General features: G+C 54.3%; 12 protein-coding genes. 4 read left to right on the forward strand and 8 right to left on the reverse strand.

The features are described from left to right. Position 1: 1 nt before the first annotated feature. The gene (locus CKQ54_RS22470; protein ID WP_120162964.1) at positions 2–1,468 is read left to right on the forward strand and encodes a sensor histidine kinase; all 1,467 of its coding nucleotides are present in this window, start codon (positions 2–4) and stop codon (positions 1,466–1,468) included. Between the two features lie 127 nt (positions 1,469–1,595). Further along, the gene (locus tag CKQ54_RS22475) at positions 1,596–1,916 is read left to right on the forward strand and encodes a DMT family transporter (protein ID WP_120162965.1); all 321 of its coding nucleotides are present in this window, start codon (positions 1,596–1,598) and stop codon (positions 1,914–1,916) included. Positions 1,917–2,018: 102 nt separating this feature from the next. Here the strand turns inward: CKQ54_RS22475 and CKQ54_RS22480 are convergent, their stop codons facing one another. Genes CKQ54_RS22480 through hutW form a run of 3 tightly spaced genes read right to left on the reverse strand, consistent with a single transcriptional unit; the run spans position 2,019 to position 4,463 of the window. Further along, positions 2,019–2,642 (reverse strand): SDR family oxidoreductase, encoded by a 624-nt coding sequence (locus tag CKQ54_RS22480; RefSeq protein WP_120162966.1) that lies wholly within the window; start codon positions 2,640–2,642, stop codon positions 2,019–2,021. 2 nt (positions 2,643–2,644) lie between these two features. Further along, positions 2,645–3,151 carry a heme utilization cystosolic carrier protein HutX gene (hutX, locus tag CKQ54_RS22485; protein WP_120162967.1) on the reverse strand — a complete coding sequence of 169 codons (507 nt, stop codon included), beginning with the start codon at positions 3,149–3,151 and terminating at the stop codon, positions 2,645–2,647. Next, positions 3,138–4,463, reverse strand: coding sequence for a heme anaerobic degradation radical SAM methyltransferase ChuW/HutW (gene hutW, locus CKQ54_RS22490; RefSeq protein WP_120162968.1), 1,326 nt, complete (start codon positions 4,461–4,463; stop codon positions 3,138–3,140). Before hutW ends, hutX begins: the two co-directional genes overlap by 14 nt. A gap of 490 nt (positions 4,464–4,953) precedes the next feature. Between hutW and CKQ54_RS22495 the strand changes: the two genes are divergently transcribed. Next, on the forward strand, positions 4,954–6,723 hold the full coding sequence (locus tag CKQ54_RS22495) for an LTA synthase family protein (protein WP_147412494.1): 1,770 nt from the start codon (positions 4,954–4,956) through the stop codon (positions 6,721–6,723). A 116-nt stretch (positions 6,724–6,839) separates the two neighbouring features. On the opposite strand, the gene CKQ54_RS22500 is transcribed toward CKQ54_RS22495, so the two are convergent. The 3 genes from CKQ54_RS22500 to CKQ54_RS22510 form a co-directional block, all read right to left on the reverse strand. Further along, complete coding sequence (locus CKQ54_RS22500; RefSeq protein ID WP_120162970.1) at positions 6,840–7,544, reverse strand: SDR family oxidoreductase; 705 nt, start codon at positions 7,542–7,544, stop codon at positions 6,840–6,842. 133 nt (positions 7,545–7,677) lie between these two features. Next, a protein-coding gene (locus tag CKQ54_RS22505) for an IS3 family transposase (RefSeq protein ID WP_120349708.1) occupies positions 7,678–9,041 on the reverse strand; the annotation gives its coding sequence in 2 pieces (ribosomal slippage) (positions 7,678–8,552 and positions 8,552–9,041; 1,365 coding nt in all). Positions 9,042–9,119: 78 nt separating this feature from the next. After that, entirely contained in the window at positions 9,120–17,654 is an 8,535-nt protein-coding gene (locus CKQ54_RS22510) for a glycoside hydrolase family 94 protein (protein WP_120162218.1), read from the reverse strand. Between the two features lie 335 nt (positions 17,655–17,989). Between CKQ54_RS22510 and lldD the strand changes: the two genes are divergently transcribed. Further along, entirely contained in the window at positions 17,990–19,138 is a 1,149-nt protein-coding gene (gene lldD / locus CKQ54_RS22515) for an FMN-dependent L-lactate dehydrogenase LldD (protein WP_120162219.1), read from the forward strand. Positions 19,139–19,182: 44 nt separating this feature from the next. Here lldD and CKQ54_RS22520 read toward each other — a convergent pair whose 3' ends face one another. Both CKQ54_RS22520 and pqqF read right to left on the reverse strand, forming a co-directional pair. Further along, entirely contained in the window at positions 19,183–20,313 is a 1,131-nt protein-coding gene (locus CKQ54_RS22520; protein WP_120162220.1) for a GGDEF domain-containing protein, read from the reverse strand. 64 nt (positions 20,314–20,377) lie between these two features. Next, the gene (pqqF, locus tag CKQ54_RS22525) at positions 20,378–22,630 is read right to left on the reverse strand and encodes a pyrroloquinoline quinone biosynthesis protein PqqF (protein WP_244220282.1); all 2,253 of its coding nucleotides are present in this window, start codon (positions 22,628–22,630) and stop codon (positions 20,378–20,380) included. Between the last annotated feature and the right edge of the window lie 2 nt (positions 22,631–22,632).

Here is a 22,632-nt window from a genome sequence, read left to right on the forward strand (position 1 = left end):
CATGAAAAATCTCACGCTGGCGCAAAGACTGACTCTGGTATTTACGGTGTTACTGATCGCCTGCTGCGCGCTTTCCGGCTATATGCAGGTGCGCTCCAGCAACCAGTACAGCCAGTCGGTGATCCAGCGGCTGTCGGCCAACCTGGCGACGCAGATAGCGGCGAATAATCCGCTGCTCAGCGAGGGTGACTGGGATCCGAAAGTGGTCCATACCTTGTTCGATCAGCTGATGGCGGTGAATCCCAGCGTTGAGGTTTATCTGCTGGATAAAGACGGCAATATTGTCGGCAATGCTGCTCCTGCTGGCAGGCTGCAACAGAAACGCATCGATCTGGCACCGGTGAACGCGCTGATTCATGGTGCGAAAATGCCGGTGTATGGCGATAATCCGCGCGACCCGCATACTCCGCAGGTCTTCAGTGTCGCGCCGTTGCGGGTCAACGGAGAAACTCAGGGTTACGTGTACATCGTTCTGCTCGGGGATGCTTACACCGCGCTGACCAGTGACGCGCAATATCAGTCGGCGATATCTCTGGCGCTGCGCTCGATGGGGCTGGTGGCGCTGTTTGGTTTGCTGGCCGGTGCGCTGGCGTTCCGCTGGGTGACGCGTCCGGTGCGAAAACTCACGGCGCAAATTGCCGAACTTGATACCGGCGGCATGGACGCCATTCAGGCGCTGGCGAAAACGGAGACACCGGCCGGTGCCGCCCGCGATGAAGTCACGCAACTGCAACAGGCATTTGTCGCGCTGGCAAAACGTATCGATCAGCAATGGCAAAGCCTGATGGTGCAGGATCAGCAACGGCGTGAATTTATCGCCAATATTTCCCACGATCTGCGTACGCCGCTGACGTCGTTGCACGGTTATCTGGAAACGCTGTCGGTGAAATCAGACCATCTGAGCAATGAAGATCGCCAGCGTTATCTGAATATCGCTCTGACGCAGAGTAAAAAAGTCGGCCGTCTGGCGCAGGAATTATTCGAACTGGCGCGGCTGGAATACGGCGTGGTGAAACCGCAGAAAGAACCGTTCTCGCTGAGTGAATTAGTGCAGGATGTTTTCCAGAAATTCGAGCTGGCAACCGAAACCCGCGGGCAAAAATTACTGGCCGATATCACGCCGGGGATCCCGCTGGTGAATGCTGATTTAGGCATGATTGAACGGGTGCTGACCAACTTGCTGGATAACGCCATCCGCTTCACGCCGGAAGGGGGCACGATAGAAATTAAACTGTGGCCGCACGAAGGGCAGGTGATGGTACAACTGAAGGATAGCGGACCGGGCATTGCGCCGGAACTGAAAGACAGCCTGTTTGTACGTCCGTCGATACTCAGTACCAACAAACACCGCGCAGGCGGGCTGGGGCTGATGATTGTCCGCCGCATTCTGCAACTGCACGGCAGCGATATCCAGCTGATTGAACAGCCGAAACACGGCGCTTGTTTTCAATTTTCAGTGCCGGTCTGAATCCTGATTATGTTTTTGTAACAGCATGAAAGAGTGAACTATAATCTTTCACTCTTCATGCTGACTGGACGACCAGAGACTCAGCCATACTAAGCAGGGACGACCTTGCGCGTTTTCAGGAACTATCATGGCCTGGTTCTATCTGTTTCTTGCCGGTATTTTCGAAGTGGTCTGGTCGACCGCAATGAAAGAATCCCACGGTTTTACCCGCCTTATTCCCAGTATTCTCACGGTTTTCTTCATGATCCTCAGCGTCATTTTGCTGGCGATTTCGATGAAAACGCTGCCGCTCGGCACGTCTTACACCGTCTGGGTCGGCATCGGCGCTATCGGTGCCTTCATTCTCGGCGTGGTGATGTTCGGCGAAAGCCTCAACCCGCTGCGGGTGATCGCCGTGCTGCTGATTTTCTCCGGCGTGGTTCTGCTAAAAGTGGCGACGAAAGATTAAAGGCGGAAACGCTGATATGACAAAGCCGCTCTGTACAAGGAGCGGCTTTTTGTTATCTGATAACTTCAGCAAATCATTTGTACAGCACTGCGGGCATCTTCCTCAGAACCTTTCCCCTTCCAGCGTCGAATCACACAACGCGAAAATCTTACCCCAGCCTTCGCCGGAGGCCAGCAGTTGCTGAATGTGCAGCGCGACATCGCTGCGGCGCACGCGGCCATGGGCTTCGGTTTGAATCAGATGGGCTTTGCCTGTCGCTTCGCCATTCATCAGGCCGCCGGGCCGTAAGATGCACCCGTCCAGCGCGCTGGTTTGCAGCCAGCTTTCCGCCAGTGATTTTTCGCGTACGGCCTGACCGAAGGCCTGTTTTGCGCGGGCAGACAGCGTCGGCCAGCTGTCGCCGCAGCCAATTGAGGTGACCAGTAACATTTGGCGGATACCGGTTTGCTCCGCAGTATCAATGATCAACCGGTTGGCGGTGTAATCGGCGAGTTTACCGCCCAGCGTTGACACGATTTGTGCCCCGCTGCCTGCCATTTGGCAGGCCTGTAAAACGTCGGCGGGATTAAGCGCATCGCCCTCAATGACGGTCACACCACGTGCGCGCAAGGTTTGCGCCTGTTCGGCGTTGCGGATAAGCGCGACCACCGGACGTTCCTGCGCCGTGAGCGCCACCAGTTCAGCGCCGACGCCGCTGCCTGCGCCAAAAATCAGCAAAGTGTTCAAGATTATTTCTCCCTCTCAGCCAGAGTGGCGGGAAGGGCACGAAATGCATTCAGCTGATCGGTCAGTAATTCACGATGGCTGTCGCGCCCCACGAAAACCTTGAGCATGGCATAACCGGAAGCGTTTAAAAACCAGACACTTGCTGTGCTCATTCCCATAAACGGACGTTCAACCAGTGCAATGTGCTGACAGTGCGTCGCGCGGATATGCCCGCTCATGCCCCGTTTACCGCGCAGGTTAAAGTAACCGTGACGATGCGTGCCGGAGGGCAATTCGCCATGGAATTCGAGGATCAGATCGTCATTATTGACCAGCGTCGTCACTTCACCCCATCCGGTGATGTTGTCCCATACGGCATCGAAATGGGTTCCGGCAAACAGATAACTTCCCGGCAGGTTCTGAATCACTTCCAGCGGCGTGATGTGGTATTCGCGGGCGATATCTTCGACGGTGCCTTCTGGCTGCGTGGCGAGAAAGTCGATCAGGGACTGAAGTTTATCCGTTGGCATGAGTGGTATTCCGTAAAGTCAGTTGTGGGATCAATGTCTGTAAGGCCTGCAACATATTGCTGGCCCAGAATCGTCCGGAGGGAGTGAGACTGAAGCGCGGGCCTTCGTTGTGCATCAGGCCGCATTGTTGCCATTGCTGCAACAGGGGTTCGAGCGGGAAAGGGTTTTCGATGATACGGCTAAGATCATAACGGCCTGCTTCGATGCCGCCCTGTAAATCCAGCCGCCAGCGGTGCTCACCGGTCGTCGCTGCGGTCATCATCATGATCGGTTTTTGTCCGGCGTCCATTTGCTGGTAATACATCTCCAGGCTGCGCGCCGTCATATAGGATTGCCCACCGAGATTGCCGCCTGCGCCGCTGCCAAAAGCCAGACAGTCGGCTCCTTTTTTGATCAGCAAATTGTACAGATTGCGTTCGCGAGTGGTGCGCGCCCAGTGACTGTTGCTTATCTGATGCCAGCCGTTGCGCGCCAGAAAAGCTTCACCCTCGAGGTAAAAATCACGACGCTGAGTGACATCCGGCAGCGACACGCGTTTATTTTCCACCGCTTTGCCCAGCGGTGTGGAAGGCAGCAGATTCAGGGCGTAAAGATCGACGCCATCAAGCGGTAAATCACGGACGATTTGCAAATCTTCCCGCCAGCTTTTAGTTGTCTGTTCCGGTAATCCGAACATCAGGTCGCAGACCACCGCAGCGCGATCACGCTCCCCGAGTTTACGCAAAAACTGTATCGCTTCTTCACGGCTGGCGCGGCGTCCCATGCGCTGGCGGACACGGGTATCAAACGTCTGGATACCAATCGAAAAACGGTTTGCGCCCGCCTCCAGACAGGCGTCGATGCGCTCGTCATCGAAATTAAGGATCCGTCCCTCGACGGTGATTTCGCAATCCGGTGCCAGCGGCAAACAGCGACGCAGCGTGGTGATGATCCGGTGCAGCTGTTTTGCGCTGAGTGCCGTCGGTGTGCCGCCACCAAAATAGACAGCGTGGACAGGCGCGGACTGATGCAGCGGCGAAGCGGCTTCCTGTTCGATCTCCCGGATCAGATAATCACAGTATTGTTCTGTGGCCTCTGCTTCCAGTTTGTTCTGGTAGAACCCGCAAAACTTACAGTGCGTCGCACAAAAGGGGATATGCAGATAGACCAGACGCTTATTGGCCGGAAGCGGACGCTGGCACAGCGCCTGCCACTGAGCGGGGATCTCCTGCGGCGGAACCGGCTGCTGTGGCCGCCAGGGCATCACTGCCCAGCGGTCAGGGAACGGCAGTCCGTCTGCGGCAGCGTAAAAACGCGTGAGGTCTAAGCTCATTGAGTTTGTCTTCTCCTAAAAACAATCATTCATTCGCCGGCATTAAACGATAATGATTATCATTCGATCAAACCCAAAACGCATTTGTGATGATCTGTATCAAGTTTGGAAAAGTGAGGGAGGGTCCGAGGGATCAGTTCAGCGCTTCGCCTTATCCTGATGGTGATATTTGTACAATACTGGACCAGGTCCAAATGAAAATTTTTCTTAACTGAACCTTTCCCGATGCGTAATGAATTTTAAAAATAGGGCTGCAGACATTAAACTTTAAGGTATTTCTTATTTCTGATAACAAAAATATCGTATTTAGGCCAGGGTTACGTAGCCAATAGCAGAAATTGAGAGGAGTATATAAATATTAAGGTTATTATTGTTTCAAAATATTTATATGAGGGATTCATCAGGTATGTGAAAGTGATCTATGTGTCAGTTTTGTTTCATGATAAAATCAGGAGCACAAATTTTTAAATGATATAGGGTGTCTGCCAGCATGAATTCAGGTCTCAGATCTAATGGGAAGGGAAAGCAAAAAATAAGCATACTTATTGACTTTATTGCTTTTTTGGTAATACTTTTTGTTTTAAATAAAACACTTATTGTTCCCCTTGTTGGCACCAGTAACTATTCAAGCTCATATGAACTTATACGTTATATTTGGCTTTCATCTCCATTAATTCTAATATTTATAATCCTTCGAGTTCTGGGTGCGTCTTCATTATTTGCATTATTCCTGACAGTTGGGGTAATCTTAGTTTTAAACTATATAAACGGCACTAAAATAGCACTCACAGGTGAGCCTCTGTCTTTCAACGATATCTCATCAGGAGTGAATCTCAGCGTAAGTGCAAAATACGTGTCTTTCGCATCAATATTGAGAATTATAGCTGTATTGGTGCTGGGTGCTGTTGTGTTTATGTTGGGGCGTAAGTTAATCACAACAAAAATACATTATCGTATACTGGTGCTTCTCTTAATAATCACAGCTCCTTTTGTTTTGTCTCCCTATTTTGGTGAAGTATTCGGCAACAATAGTGCTATTACTGAAAAGTTTAATATTTTATTTAAAAAATACGACGTTGCATATTATGCATGGGACTGGCCAAAGAATGAAGCTGCTCATGGATTACCGATGCACCTGGTGCAAACAAGCGTTAGAAAAACAGTACCTCATGCTACCAGGTTACAACGTGAGTTGTTTCTCAAAAATAATGATGTTGACCCTTTAGTAACTCAGCAACCCCAAACAGTTATATACATATTATGTGAATCCTGTTGGTATGATAATAACCATTTTAAAGAATATTTCCAGCCCTTGGTTAACTCAGGTTACAAGACCTTTAGAGCGACATCACCAGTATATGGAGGAGGAACGGCGAATGCAGAATTTGAAATGCTCACAGGATTGCCAAGTAATTCCGGGGTTCTTTCTGGTATAATTTACCAAGAGTATGCTGATTTAATAAAAGACAACGCCTCTTCCTTGCCTAACGCCTTGAATCATGAAGGATATCTGACAATTGCTGCTCATGACTATATCGGTAAATTTTGGCGCAGAGACGTCATGTATAAAAAGTTTGGCTTCGACAAATTTATCACTCTGGATGATATGGGGCAGTTGCCAAAAGCTTATAGCGATCAGAGAAAAACAGGAACATGGCCACCTGATGATTTCCTCCTATATCGCTCAGTTTTAAATGAAGTCATTAATAACCCAGGCAAGAAGATGTTTTTCCATCTTATTACTATGTCCTCTCATGGGCCTTATCCTCATGACAATGACTTAGGAGAAGGTATATATAAAAGCAGAGTGCAAGAAAACGTCAATCGGTTAGTGGAATTCACTGATAAGCTTTCACAATTAGAACCGAACGCAATTATCTTAGTTTATGGGGACCACAAGCCTGCATTGAACCGCTATTTTTACGAGAATAAGGTGTTCCCTTCGAATCTATTTGTCAGAACAGGCAAGGAAGAGAATGATTTCTTATTCGGAAAAAATGTCACCCCAGTAGATTATGGTGACGTACCCGCTTTCATCAAAGGAGGTGATGATAAAATTGTTCAAAAATTTATCTCAGATGCCAACGGAAAGCCCTTTTTCTGTGTGTCATCAATTTTTGACAGGTATTTTATCAATTCCGGTATGTTCTCGTTTAACTATAATGTTCAGCATGGTTGCCTTTCTCCTCAACCTTATGACTATCATACTATGATAAACGTGACCCCGCCTTGGGTATATTCATTGTCTTTATTTGAATAATTTAAGGCACGGAAAAATTTATTTGTGACCGCCGGAGCTTTGGCGGTCTTACAGCCCACACACAAATAGCAGCACCCAAGCGCTGACGTAGTTTCTGCAATCCTATTTATCCTGATTCAGCGCTTCGCCTTATCCCGCCTCGGTCTGACGGCGATATCCGTAATTTGCGTATCGTCACTGGCGGCGATCACCAGACGCACCGCCGCAGCCACTGATTTCGGCGTGCTGTATTCACGCGGGTCGATGGCTTCAAAGTTGCCCTGACTTTCGCGAGTTTTGCGGTTCATCGGCGTATCTGTCGGGCCGGGCGCGACGGTGGAAACACGCACCCCGTATTCGCTTTCCTCCTGCCGCAGCGCGTGGGCGAGGGCGCTGAGGGCAAATTTTGACGCACAATACACCGTGTTTCCGCCATCAGCTTTGGTGCCGGATCCTGAACCGATAAACACCACCTGACCTTCCTGCTTTCTCAATGCAGGCAATGCCAGCCGGGTCAACTCAGCGGGCGCAAACACATTGATGGCAAACTGCTGCTGCCAGTCCTCTGGCGTTGCATTTTCAAGACGCAATGGTTTGGAAATGGCCGCCGAATGCACCAGCACATCAATTGCCGGTAATTCACTCACAAACTGCGCAACGGCGGCGAAGTCCAGCAGATTAATCTCTACCGCCTCGACATTTTCAATCAGGCGCAGCGCAGCCAGACTTTCTTTATTACGCCCAAGCGCATAGACCTGATGATCGCGCGCCAGATTATGAACAACCGCCAGCCCGATACCGCTGGTTCCGCCGGTGATAACTGCAACAGGGAATGAACTCATGATGTTTTCCTCAGGTTTTTCATCAAGTTATCAGCTCAGCGCCGGGCGGACGATTGCGTTTATTGGATTAGCTTTTGTGCAAAAATGAAAAGCCCCGTAATTGGACTGACCCCATAAAGTTGGACAGTTCATGTTAAGCGGCTTTCAGGGCCTGGGTTCGGTATTCTACCGGACTCAGGCCTTTTAATTTCAGGCTTATTCTTTCGTTGTTGTAGTAATGGATATACCCCTCTATCGCCTCCCTCAGTTCCCTGAGACTCCCGAACTGGCTCAGGTAAAAACACTCCGATTTCAGCGTACCGAAGAAGTTCTCCATTACAGCATTATCCAGGCAGTTTCCTTTACGCGACATACTTTGCGTTATGCCCTCTGCCTTTAATTTTGCCTGATAGGCTGCCATTCGATACTGCCAACCCTGATCCGAGTGCAACAACGGGGCATCTTCTGGACTGAGCTTTGCGAACGCATCACGCAGCATGGTATTCACCATTTCCATCACCGGTCTTTCCGACAGGCTGTATGAGATGATTTCCCGGTTAAAAAGATCGAGAACCGGTGACAGGTACAACTTTTTACCCTGTATCGAGAACTCTGTAACATCCGTAACCCACTTTTCGTTGGCTTTTGATGCACTGAAGTCCCGACTCAGGAGGTTGGAGGCTGCCTTGCCCGCTTCCCCTTTCCAGGCGCGATATTTCTTCACCCTGATAAGCGACCGGAGCGACACCTCTGCCATCAGCCGCTGTACTGTTTTATGGTTCACCAGCAGCCCCTGCTTTCTCAGTGAGAGCGTGATCCTGCGGTAACCATAACGCCCTTTATGATGGTGGTATATCTCTCTGATTTTGTCTTTCAGTCCGGCATGCCTGTCCACTCGCTTCAGCGCGTTCATATTGTGATACCACGTACTGCGGGACATCCCCGCTGCACGCAGAAGGTCACTAAGCGCATAATTACGCCTTAGCTCACTGATTATTGCGGCTTTTTGCCGTTTTTCTCGCTTTGAACTAAGGCCTTTAGCTTTTTTAGGTAGGCATTCTCTGCACGCAGGTAACGGAGCTCAGCCCGCAGCTCTTCGGGAGATAACTTTTCCAGCGCCTCATCGGTAAGTGGGGATGCTTTTTTGGGTTTTGTCATGCCTTTTCTCCGGCCGGGTTTTATGCTCAGAAGTCCATTCTCACCAGCGTCTTTGTAGACATTAACCCAGTGCCGGACGACGGTCTCGTTTGAGATATTAAACCGTGCGGCAGCTTCGCGCATTGAAAGTTCTTCACCGAGAACAGTCCGGACAACAGCAATCCGGAATGCCGGAGAATGGCGGTCATTTTTCCAGGTAATGCCATCAATACCGTGTAATTGCCAGGCTCTGACCCAGCGACGAACGGATGTTCTTTCGACACCAAAACGTTCTGCGGTCCGTTGTGTCCCGTCATTTCCGTAGAGGTAATGGCTGACCACAGCCATTCTGGTTTCGAGGGTATATTTTGGCTTCGCCATAAAAAACTGCACCTTACTCAGTTGGGTGTCCAACTTTTGGGGTGCAGTCCAAATACGGGGCTTTGAGTGGCAGCGGTATTATTCTCCCAGTTCAACCTCCACCCGATGTTCAATTCCGTCATCATTGAGCGGGATCTTGTCATCAGGAAGCGGCGTGCCGTCCAGCGTGACGCGGTATTCTCCGGTACTGCGGCGGACGGTGATCAGATAACGGCTGCTGCCCTGCTGATAAGTGACGGTGATTTCAGGCCAGTCCTGCGGAAGTTTGCTGTGGATCGAAATGGCATCGCCGTGGCGGGTGATGCCGAGCAGCGATTCGGTGATCAGGCGATACGTCCAGCCTGCGGAACCGGTGTACCAGCTCCAGCCACCGCGCCCGCTGTGCGGATCCACCGAGTAAATGTCGGCGGAAATCACGTATGGTTCGGCTTTGTAACGACTGACGGCCTCCGGCGTCAGGCTGTGATTAATCGGGTTGATCATCGACATCAGTTGCCACGCGCGTTCGGTGTTGCCTTGTCTGGCGAAAGCCATCACCGCCCAGATCGCACCGTGAGTGTATTGCCCGCCGTTTTCACGTACACCCGGCAGATAGCCACGGATATAACCCGGATTCGGCCCGTTGCCGTCGAAAGGTGGCGTCAGCAGTTTGATGAGTCCCGCGTCACTGTCCACCAGATATTTGTCCACCGACTGCATGGCGCTGGCAGTACGTTCCGGCGTGCCTGCGCCGGAAAGCACTGACCAGCTCTGAGCGATGGCGTCAATCTGGCATTCCGCATTGACGTGCGAACCGAGATTTTCACCGCTGTCGAAATATCCGCGCAGATACCATTCCCCGTCCCAGGCATGATCGTTGAGATTTTGTTTCAGCTGCGCCGACTGTTCACGGCACAATGTGGCAGTGTTGGCGTCCTGACGGATGTCCGCCAGTTCGCCGTAACGTTGCAGCACGTCATACAGGAAGAAGCCCAGCCAGACGCTTTCCCCGCGCCCGCCCAGACCGACCAGATTCATGCCGTCGTTCCAGTCGCCCGCGCCCATCAGCGGCAGACCGTGTTCACCCATTTTCAGGCCATGTTTCAGCGCGCGTATGCCGTGCTGCCACAAGCTTTCGCGGGTTCCGCTGACCACCGGTTGTTCGTAAAACGACTCTTCGCCCGGGGCTAGTAAACGTGCCTCAAGATACGGCACCTGTTCTTCTGCAATCGCGTGATCGCCGGTCACCGCGATGTAATGGCTGATGGCCAGCGGCAGCCACAAATAGTCATCGGAACAGCGGGTGCGGACGCCGTTGCCGGTTGGCGGGTGCCACCAGTGCTGGACGTCGCCTTCAACAAATTGCCGTGATGCACACAACAGGATCTGCTCACGCATCCGTTCCGGTGCCGCGTGAGTCAGCGCCAGCGTATCCTGCAACTGGTCGCGGAAACCAAACGCGCCGCCGGACTGGTAATAGCCGCTGCGGGCAAGGATCCGGCTGGCGAGGGTCTGATAAATCAGCCAGCCGTTAGTCAGCAAATCGACTGATTTATCCGGCGTGGTGATCTGAATTTTATCCAGCATCTGATGCCAGTGGTGATGAATTCTGTCCAGCTCAGCCTGCGCGGCGCCTTCCTGGAAGAACTGATGGATTAAGGCTTCGGCCTCACCGGCGTTTTGCCCCAGACCGAGGGCGAAAATAAAGGTGCGCTGATCGCCGTCGATGAGCGTGGTGGCGGACTGAACCGCACCGCACGGATCGAGCATTGCGCCGGTTTTATCCGACAGCCGCTGATTTTTCATTGCAGCGGGCGCTGCCGTTGACCCTGTGCGCCCGAGGAACTCACGACGATCGCCGCTCACCGAGCAGTGCGCGCCGGTTACGGCGAAGAAGGCGGTGCGCGGGGAGCCGTTACTGGTGTAATGGTTGGTCGCCAGCACGCCGCAACCCTGAGCCACGTGTGCCGCAGAGGTAACGATGTGCATAGCCGATTTGGCGCGTAAATCCGCCATCACCCATTCAGCATAACCGGTCACTGAGAGCCTGCGTGGCCGCCCGGAAAGGTTGGTCAGCGTCAGCATAATCAGTTTCACCGGCGCATGTTCCGCCACTAATACCGTCATTTCGCTGCTGATCCCGTGTCCGGTGTGTTCAAAAACGCTGTAGCCAAAACCGTGGCGTGTCACATAGCCGCCGTTACCACGTACTGGTAACGGTGCCGGTGACCAGACGCTGCCGGTTTCCTCATCGCGCAGATAGAACGCTTCACCGGAGCTGTCGCTGACCGGGTCGTTTTCCCATGGCGTCAGGCGGTATTCGTGGGCATTTTCAAACCACGTATAGGCCTGTCCGCTTTCTGAAATCACCGTCCCGAAACCGGCATTCGCCAGCACGTTTGACCACGGCGCAGGCGTATTCTGACCTTCGTTGAGCACAATCTGATATTCACGTCCGTCCGGCGAGAATCCGCCCAGCCCGTTGAAACAGGTCAGGTCACGTGGTGCTGCGGCAACCGGCGTATTGTCGGTGACGGTGCGTACCGGCAACAGAGCAGGCAGTGAGACGTGTGGCAATTGCATACGCAGGTTGAGCTGATCGGCCAGCGAGCCGCGGCGGTCGTCGATCACCACCCGCGCCACACTCATCAGCAATGTGCGGTCTTCCTGCGTCAGTTGTTCGCCATTGCGAACAAAAATTCCGCCCGGAATATCGGTCTGACTGGAGCCCGCGCCGGAAGCGACCAGGCTGAGGATCTGATTTTGCAACGCCTGCTGATAGCCGCCGGAGTCATTGCATAACAACACCAGATCCACCTTCAGCCCTTTGAGACGCCAGTAGTTGTGCGCGCGGATAAGTTGCGTCACTAGCCCGATATTTTCATCGCTGGTCAGGGTGAGCAGCACGATCGGCAGATCGCCGGAAAGCGATTGCCCCCACAGACCGGATTGTCCGCGGCGGTTGGCGGCCACGGTCTGCGCATCGCCGCGCAGTTCCTGACTGGCGAAAACCAGCGCACCGGCCAGACGGTTATACAATCCCGCGTCGTCTTCGGTGGCATTCAGCTGGCGCAGCACCACCTGACTGTGCGACCAGGCGATTTCGAATACCCGATCAGCAATATGATGGTCACGGTATTTTTCCAGCAACATCAGACTTTGCAGTCGTGTTTCGGAAATGCCGTACACCATATCGATAATCACCGGCACGCCGGGTTTCAGGGTAATGCGCTGGCGGATGGACATCACCGGATCCAGCACCGCACCGGCGCTGTTAGTGAGCGGTCCGCCCTGACGCAAGGCCTGCGGGCTGGCCGCGGTATTGCCGCGTCCGATAAAGGCCGACCGGTCGGTTTCGAACGACGTTTCCCGTTCGAAAGAGCCGTGGATTGCCATCATATGGAACATCCACGGGCACTGTTCTTCCGGTTCACGCGGACGGCGGTGGCACAAAATCCCTTCCTGTGCGGGCACCAGTTCGGTCTGCACAAACAGATTGCTGAACGCTGGATGTGCGGTGTCATTGGCGGCTGGCGCCAGTACCACTTCGGCATAGGTGGTGATTTCCAGCTCACGCGGACGGCGGCCATGATGCGTAACCGTCATGCGGCGGATTTCGACGTCATCTTCCGGCGAAACCACGATGTGGGTTTGCATGGTCAGCGAACCCTGTGTGCGTTTGAATTCCGCACCGAAATCGTTCAGCACCGCGTGATAGGTGCCTTTCTGTTTACCGAGCGGTTGCCAGGTATTGCTGTAGACCGCGCCGGACTCCGGATCGCTGAGATAGCAGAAAATCCCGCGGTTATCGCGCGTTGCATCTTCCCGCCAGCGGGTCAGCGTCAGGTCTTTCCAGCGGCTGACGCTGCCACCGGCCTGCGTGACCATCAGATGGTAATTGGTGTTAGACAGCAGCTGAATTTCCGGCGAGGCACTGCTGGTGTCGGTGAATTCACGCAACTCAATGTTCACTTTTTGCAGCGTATTGTCATGGGATTCAAAGTGACGACGCGGACTGTAAAGCTCGACGGCATCCGGCACCCGTTCCTGCAACAACAGGCGTGCCGACTGGAACGCGGCATTGGCGGCGAAGCGTGCGGTCATCGGCGCGCCCAGCAGCACATTGCCCAGCGCCAGGAAACCCATTCCCTGATGGTGAGCCATGTAAGAGCGCACCACGATGTAAATCTGGCCGCGGATCAGACGCGACGGGCTGTAATCCAGCGCGTCGTAAAAGCCATATTCGCCACGCGCACCGCAATGTTCCAGTACGTTGAGATTGAGACAGGCTTCCTGCGGGCGGATCATCAGCGCCATCATGGTGGCATAAGGCGCGACCACCATGTCTTCACCAAGACCGCGCTTCAGGCCCAGACCGGGCACACCGAAGGCGTGATACTGATAATTCTGATTGAGGTCAAATGCCGCATAAGCGGATTCAGAAATCCCCCACGGCACGCTGTTTTCCTTACCCCAGGCGATTTGCCGGTCAACGGCGGTCTGACACATCTGCACCAGCAGGGTATCCGGATAGGCCGGCATCACCAGTTGCGGCATCAGGTATTCAAACATCGATCCGCTCCACGACATCAGCGACGGCTGTTTGTCGATCACGGTGAACAGGCGTCCGAGCGCAAACCAGCTTTTTTGCGGCAACTGGTTGGTGGCGATGGTGACGTAGTTGGTCAGACGAATTTCAGAAGGCAGCAGATCGTATTTCCCGCTGTCCAGTTTATGCGAGTCGCAGTTATATCCGACGGTCAGCAGATGGGTATTCTTGTCGTACAGGAAGCGGAAATCCATGCGTGCATGGTCATTAAGGCGCTGTTCAAGTTCGCCGATAATGTCCAGACGCTGCCGTGCCAGACCGATCGCGCGGGAAAGCGCCGGTGCCGTACGGGCATCCTGTTGCGCCAGCCATTGCAGCGAAGGGAGCTGTGCGTTTTGCGCCTCCGGCGACAATTCTGCGTAAAAATCTGACCACGCCTGCAGACCGGCATCAAGTTGCTGCGCCAGTCGTTGCAGCCAGCCTTCTGCGGTGGCGGAAATCAGCGCACGCATCTCGCGCAGGCTCAAAATACTCTGCTCAGCTTTTTCATCCGCAGCCTGTTTCAGACTTTCGCGAAGCTTAGCCACCAGCGGGGCATCTGCCGGGGTTTCCGCCATATTCAGCGTGTCTTCCAGCCCTTTTAGCCATGCCGGAAGATTGACGGCTGGTTGTTTTCGCCACAGGCGTAAGCCGGTGCTCAGCGTCAGTAAATGCCCGGCCAGATTGCCGCTGTCTACACTGGAAATGTAGCGCGGATTGAGCGGCTGGAGCGTGCGTGTGTCGTACCAGTTATATAAATGTCCGCGATAATGCTCGAGTTTATCCAGCGTATCGAGCGTCAGCATCGTGCGTTCCAGCACTTCACCCTGGGTGAGATAACCAAAATCCCACGCGGTAATATTGGCCAGCAGCGACAACCCGATGTTGGTCGGCGAGGTGCGGTGCGCGATCACCGGCTGGGGGATTTCCTGGAAGTTATCCGGCGGCAGCCAGTTTTCTGTTTCATTCACGAAAACTTCAAAGAAGGACCAGGTCTGACGGGCAGCCTGACGCAGGTAAATCTGTTGTTGTGCGTCCAGATCCGGCACCTGGCGGCGGGCGGGCTGACTGAGCCAGCATAAAATACGCGGCGCGATAAACCACAGCAGGCCGAGCGGGACGGCAAAGCCCAGCAGCGGCGGACTTGCCTGCGCAGCGAGCAAAATGACCGCCACGCCTGCCAGCGGATTAGCCCACATGCGGCGGTAGAAATATCCCGGCGAATGCGCACGGGATTTCGCGCTGATATTGACGCTCGCCCACTCATGTAACTTGCGATGGCTGACACTGAGTCGCCACAGTGTCAGCAAAATCGCCTGCACCGAGTAGACGGCTTCGTGCGGCAACGTCATCAGATTAAGCAACACGCGGGAAATCCGGCTGACGGTGGCCGATGCCACACTTTTCAGATGCGGAACCAGCGCCCGTCGCGGCCCTTTATTCAGCAGGTCTAACACCAGCGCCACCAGCGCCGGGAACAGCAGCATCACGGTAATAAAACCGAGCCAGTAAAGTTTGTCCGGCACCACCAGCAGCGTGGTGAAGATCAGAACCAGCAGGGCTGGCGCGACCAGACTGCGGCGCAGGTTATCGAACAGTTTCCAGCGGGAAAGCGTGGTCAGCGGATTACGGCAGCGCGTCCCATCTTCCTGCGTGACATAAAACCCCAGCCAGTTAAGCAACTGCCAGTCGCCACGGATCCAGCGGGTTTTACGCGCTACGTCTGCCAGATAATGATCGGGATATTGCTCGTAAAGCACCACATCGCTGAGCATACCCGAGCGCGCGTAACAGCCTTCCAGCAGGTCGTGGCTGAGCACCAGATTTTCCGGGCAGGTATTGTCCGTGGCGCGGATGAACATATCGACGTCGTAAATACCTTTACCGACAAAAGAGCCTTCCCCGAATAAATCCTGATAGATGTCGGAAGACATCGACGAATAAGGATCGTTGCCCGGCACGCTGCTGCATAAAGCGGCGTAGCGTCCCTGACCGTTTTCCGGGATTTCCTCCGCCAGCCGTGGCTGGAGAATGGCGTAACCGGACACCACCCGATGACGTTTTTCGTCATACACCGGATGATTGAGCGGATGCGCCATTGCCGCGATCAGCTGATGAGCGGTGGCCCGCGGCAGCACGGTATCGCTGTCGAGAGTGATAACGTATTTCACCTGACGCAGATGCGCCTGCGTGCTGCCTTCGGTCAGCGAGAACGGCTCGCCTTCATCGCGCAGCCAGCGGTTAAGCGCATTCAGTTTGCCGCGCTTACGCTCATACCCCATCCATACGCCTTGTTTCTCATTGAGTTCGCTGTCGCGGTGCAACAGCGTAAACAGTGCGCCCTGCGCAGAGGGATAACGGCGGTTCAGCACCTGAATTTGCTGCACGGCAAAGGCCAGCAGGGCATCGTTATCCGCATTCTGCGGATTTACGCTGTCATGAAAATCACTGAGCAGCGCGAAATTCAGGTTAGGTAACACGTTGCCGAGATAACAAACTTCAAGGCTGCTGATCAGCGCCTCGATATTTTTGCGGCTGCCGAGCAGACACGGGATCACCACCAGTGTGCTGGCGGACGCGGGAATGCCACCGGCATATTCGAGGCGCGGCAGCGGTTGCGGCGTCCGGCTGCGGGTGGTGATTTCGCTGAGCAGATTGAGCGCGAACTGGCTGGCGACCAGCACCACCGGTACTAACAAACTCCACCATAACCAGTGCATAGGCGTATGGGCGGAACGGTAGAGCGCGTCAGCGGTGACAGCGGTGGTCAGCAGCAACAGGCTGCCGAGCCACGAGAGAAGCGGTGTCTGGTTGAGGCGGCCACGCATGCGCGTCACCCATGAGAATCTGACATTCAGGTCTTTTTCGAGAGCCTTGCGCCCGGCGTCGATCAGGTAATAACCCACATGTCGTTGCTGTACGGCACCGCTCGCCTGTTGCGCTAAGGCAATCGCGCGGCTGGCAACAAAGGCCTCGTCGTGGCGGGAGTTGCGCGAAAGGCGTTCTATCTGATGGCGGTAATTATCGCGGGTATCGAAGTGCATGGAGGCGTAAATGCCAGCGGGATCTTCATGCAGAATTTTCTCCACCACGCTGAGATTTTCAGCGAAATCCGCCCAGTCCATTTCGGTCAGCTGGCGTAATCCCATAATGCTGTTGCTGACTGAAAGCTGGTTGGCCGCCAGTTGCTGATTAAATTTGTCGATCACTTCCCGCTGCGTCAAGCCGACTTCGCTCAGACGCTGTTCCACCCAGGTCAGCGGCAGCGCCAGTATTGAACCGTGTCCCTGCAGACGGCGAACCAGTTCAGCGACAAACGCGCTGGTGCGCGGTGGATTGCTGCGTGCCATATCGGCAATCACGATGATCTGACTGGCCGGATCGTTCTCGGCGCTGTCTTGCAATTTATTGACCCAAAAATCGGCCAGATTGCGCTCCTGCTGGGCATTTGCCACTTCAATGCTGACGCGGCGCAGGTTCTCGATCAGCGCCAGACGCAGCATCCCCGGAAACGCCCACAATTCGCCGAGCGTCAGCTGTCGCACGCTCTGATAGGTGGAGAGAAAACGGGTGAGCGTGGTGATGTCCCAGAGTCCGTCGCTGTGGCTGACGACTTCGGTGGCGATGTCATAAATGCGCGGGCAAAAATGCGGTGCGCCCAGTGAGGGCAGGCCTTTGCCGAAGTTTTTCGGCAGCAACTGGCGAACGACGCGGATCTGTTCTTCGATCAGATAAAAGTTGTCGAGCAGCCATTCTCCGGCGGGCGTAATACTGGCTTTCTCGCCACTGCTGAGGATAAGACAGCTGCGGGTCAGGACTTTTTCGTTATCGTCGAGACGTTTAAGCAGGTAGTAGGGCAGTTTCTTACCGGAAAGCTTATGCGAGAGTGCCAGCTTGCCGCCAAAACGTTCCATCTGATCCGCTGAGAAGAGTTCGGCGCGGATAGGCGCGGGATTTTCCAGCGCGCTGGCCCGATGACGTCGGGTAATGACCGGAACAGGTGGTTCTCTTTTACTTTTAAACCAGTTAATCACAGCATTTTTCACGTCGACTTACCTTACGCGAACCCGAAAAGGCAGTTGCCTGAGCTGCGATAAGAGTTCACACGAAGAGAATAGTGGGCAGAGGGCAGGGAGGCAGATCGAATTTGTCGCCGGGCGGGCGTCTCCCCTGAGCTTAGTCTCTTTTGGGGCGGAGCGTGGGTTTAGTTTCCAAAGTTGCTGACGTTTCAGCGCAGATCACTGCAAAATTAATGGGGATCGTGAAACAGCGCTGAAATTCGTAGTCATTGTTTTCTCTCGTGTTGTGTATTTTCAACTACACTTTCTGCACCCCTACAGCGCCAAATAAAAGAGCGCGTTATGAATAACGAGAAAACATCATGATCATTTCTGCATCAACGGACTATCGCGCTGCGGCAAAAAGTAAACTGCCGCCATTCCTGTTTCATTACATCGACGGTGGCGCTTATAACGAGCACACGCTGCGTTGTAACACCGCCGATCTGGCTGATATCGCCCTGCGCCAGCGCATTCTGAAAAACATGTCGGATCTGAGTCTTGAAACCGAATTGTTTGGTGAAAAGCTGGCGATGCCTGTGGTGCTGGCACCGGTCGGGCTGACCGGCATGTACGCGCGACGTGGCGAAGTTCAGGCCGCCCGCGCCGCAGCAAAAAAAGGCATTCCGTTCACGCTTTCCACCGTTTCCGTTTGTCCGATTGAAGAAGTCGCACCGGCCATCGATCGCCCGATGTGGTTCCAGCTTTACGTGCTCAAAGACCGTGGATTTATGCGTAATGCGCTGGAACGCGCACAGGCCGCAGGCGTCAAAACGCTGGTGTTTACTGTTGATATGCCGGTGCCTGGCGCTCGTTATCGTGATGCCCATTCCGGTATGAGCGGCCCGAATGCCGCCGCCCGCCGCATGTTACAGGCGGTGATGCATCCGCAATGGGCCTGGGATGTGGGTCTGAACGGTAAACCGCACGATCTGGGGAATGTCTCGGCCTATCGCGGTAAACCGACCACGCTGGAAGATTATATCGGCTGGCTGGGTGCCAACTTCGACCCGTCGATTTCATGGAAAGATTTAGAGTGGATCCGCGAATTCTGGAAAGGTCCGATGATTATCAAAGGCATTCTGGATCCGGAAGACGCGAAAGATGCGGTGAAATTTGGTGCAGACGGCATCGTGGTGTCTAACCACGGCGGCCGCCAGCTCGACGGCGTGCTTTCTACCGCGCACGCACTGCCTGCCATCGCCGATGCGGTAAAAGGCGACATCACTATTCTTGCCGATTCCGGTATCCGCACCGGTCTGGACGTAGTGCGCATGATTGCCCTTGGCGCAGACAGCGTATTACTGGGCAGGGCGTTTGTGTACGCGCTGGCGGCGGCGGGCGAGGCGGGCGTGATTAATCTGCTGAACCTGATCGAGAAAGAAATGCGCGTGGCGATGACATTAACCGGCGCGAAATCGATATCTGAGATTAGCGCGGAATCGCTGGTGTACGGAAGAAGTTTGCGCTGATGCGGTCATTCCCGGGGCCGTCTGCTATGACTGCCCCGGTCTTATCACTCTGCCACGCAATACCCGTTTCTTCCCGCATGTTTTGCCTGATACAAGGCGCTGTCAGCGCGCTTTAGCAACTCCAGCGCCGTCATTCCCGTTGCCCATTGCATGATGCCCTGACTGACCGTTATGGTTTCTGAAACCTGTGATAACGCATGGGGAATAGCGGCTTTTTCGACACTCTCTTTGATGCGGTGCGCGATCACTGCTGCATCGTTGGCACCTGCGTTATGCAGCAGAATGACGAATTCCTCGCCACCGTAGCGGGCGACCAGATCAGCCGGTTGCCGGACGACATTCTTGAAGCATTCTGCGATGCCCACCAGACAGCTATCTCCCGCCTGATGACCATAGTGGTCGTTGTATTTTTTGAAGAAATCGACGTCAATCATGATCAGTGAAAAGGTGCCACCCGAACGTTCTGTCTGAGCAATAAGTTGTTCGAGCTGGTTATCAAGCTGGCGACGATTTGCCACGCCCGTCAGCGGGTCGTAATGCGCCAGATTATCCAGCTTACTGACCAGCAGCTGGTTATCACATTCCCGGCGAATCGAGAGCACAAACCAGCGGCTCAGCATGATGCGACCGGTTTCGAACAGGGCACTGGCGATCAGAATAGCCGCAACTTCTAATACCGGAATAGTGTTGTCACGAAAAATCAAATGTATAAACAGTGATAACCACAGCGGCGCGATGAAGCTGTAAAGGACCGGCATGGTCGGATAGAGCGCAATCAGCGCGGTAAAAATCAGCATGCAGAACAGAGGAAAGACCATTTGCTGCTGCGCATCGCTGGCCAGCATGTAGTGGAACACCACCGCCCAGTACAAACCGACCAGGAAAGCCAAGGCCATCGCCGGTGTGCGCGAACGGATGAAACGTAACACTGGCAGTGCAATGACAAAAAACACTAAAAAAATTAGCGATAACTTGTCCAGCACCGGTCCGGCAATCGCCACGTCGGCGTGCGGATCGAGCAAAAGTCTGAACTGGTGGCGACCAAACAGAAAAAGTACAAAACATAAATTAGCGATCAACAGCCAGATACCGCTGGTGCGCAGTGACGCTTTTTTATAATGATCCAGCATGGCGTTAAACGCAGTGTCTTGCAGCGTGTGAGTGGTCTTTTGCATGGCTTTCCTTAACTTCGTCTTCGTGGATAGTGTAGACGAAGAAGAGTTTTTACTCCTCCCCCTGCTAAGAGGCAGGCGGGGAGGGGGTTTTAAGGACGAACCGATGTACAAAGCAGACATCAACTTCTTGATTTTTCAGTAATACCCCACCCCAACCCTCCCCTTCGCAGGGGAGGGAGTTGTCCGGTTCGCGCACACAGGCCAGCAGTTGTTCTGTTGTAATCGCCGCAACAGACTCTTCATTCAGCTCTGGCGCAGCCGCAAACTCCCTCAACCATTGCTGCGTCGCTGCTTCCAGCCTGTCAGCAGGCCTGACTGCCAGCGATTCCCGCAGCGCGCCGCGCTTCTCCTCCAGTGCCTGCGGGGTGATGCTGTTAATCATGGCGGGGATCTGCGCGATAAACGCATCAATAAACCCCAGCAACGCTTGCGCGTCATATACGGGTGACTGTAAGGCAAACAAAATACCGGACTGGCGCGCGGTCTGATGGAAACGGCAACTGACCACATAGCCAATATTCTTTTCAACGCGGTATTGCTGGAAGAATGCTGGCTCAAGAAAAGACGCCAGAATCTGCGTGGCGGCCAGACATACGGCGGTGTTTTCCTTCAGCGGCCTGAACACTAGTACTGCGGCGTCATCACCCGCGGTCGCGAATTCATGTGACTTTTCGGACGAGCCGCAGATCACTTCCGGCAGTTTTGCGAGCAGCGTGCGGATCGCAATCTCCGACTCTGCCTTGCGTTGCTCCTGTTCAAAAAGCCGTTCGCCCTGCGTCAGCGCTATAGCCGAGGGCGAGCGCAGCAGCGCACGTGCTGTGGAGAGCGTACGTGTTACCCATTCCTGTGGCCCGCTGAGCTGCAATAATCCGTTTCCCTGAACATGCGTAAAGACCAGCGAATTGCCTTCATGAGCAGATTGCGCACTAAGTGCGCGCAGACAGGCACGGGCGATACAGGCCTGATGTAAGGTCAGGGGCGCACCGGTGGTATGCACCCTTTCGTCTGTTTTGTGCACAATTCCATTAGGTGGGAGATGAAAAGCAAAAGATGATTTTGTGACATTGTCACTTATTCCGTCCCACTCAGCGAAACTCACTGGCAGGTTGAAACCTTGTGCGGGCGTGCTTTGCCCCTGAACATCTGGCGCAATCCACAGTCGCGTCATGTTCCGCGGATGCAACTCAGCGAGTAATGTCTGCCAGCCATTTTGGGTGGCGGGCGGAAAGTCCAGCGTTCGCGTGCGCAGCTGATCCAGCGGCGTTAAACGGCTGAAATCGCGATGTGCGAGGGCGGCATAATGTTGCAGATGTTCCGCGCTTAAATCGCGGAACTGTTGCAGCCACAGGCAGAACAGCGTTTCGATGCGGGCGCGCAAACCGGGCGAAGTCTCGCAGACCAGAAATTCAACGCTGAGAATAGCGTCACGCTCTGATGCATACGGCAGCGAAACCCGCACATCATCGGCCAGCGCCTGCGTCCGCAGGGTGTCCAGCAAACTATCCGGTGCTTCGTCTGTCAGTAGCTGACGCAATAAGGTCAGGGCAGGGCAATGTGTGACCGGGAACGAAAAACGCAGCCGCGGTGAACCGTCAAGACGCAGCTGAAGATGGTGTTTGTCGCGTAATACAACAGGCTGAGCGGGCGCTGGCTGATAACCGTTGCGGGCTGAAAAGGCATTGCCGTAACGTTCTGACAGCGCGGTCAGTTCTGTGAAAGATTGCGGGCCCTGCAGCCACAGCGTCAGATGGTCTGCGGTGAAAAATTGCTGATGATAGTGCGTCAGCGCCCGTTGCAGTGCGGGAATATCTTCGCCGAAAGAGGCACGGTTACCGACGTGAAAATCGTGCAGGCGCGCCGGAGCGTTAAACGCCAGACTCAGTGCCGCATCACACAGCGAGTCTGCATGGCCGGTCAGCATGTTGTATTCGGCGTCAATGACAGACACTTCCTGCCTGACCGAATCCTCTGCCAGCAGCGGTTGCGCCAGCATATCCACCAGCCGTGCCAGACCCGCTTCAAATTTTGCCGGTGTCATGTCGAAAAACCATGCGGTGGCATTCGCGTGCGTGGTGGCGTTGAGTTTTGCACCCTCGGCCTGCGCCCACATCATCAGCCGATCGTCACCCTGAAACTGACGGCCTCCGGCAAACACAACGTGTTCGAACAGATGCGCCAGACCGGGGAATTCCGGCGGTTCGTGATGACTTCCGGCATCAAGGTGAATGAGTGCGGCAGCACGCGAGGCCTGCGGGTCGTGAAGCATGTTAACCCGCAGGCCGTTCGCCAGCGTCAGTGACTGCACGTCAGGCAGCATCA

The organism is Rahnella variigena (assembly GCF_003610915.1).
GTDB lineage: Bacteria > Pseudomonadota > Gammaproteobacteria > Enterobacterales > Enterobacteriaceae > Rahnella > Rahnella variigena.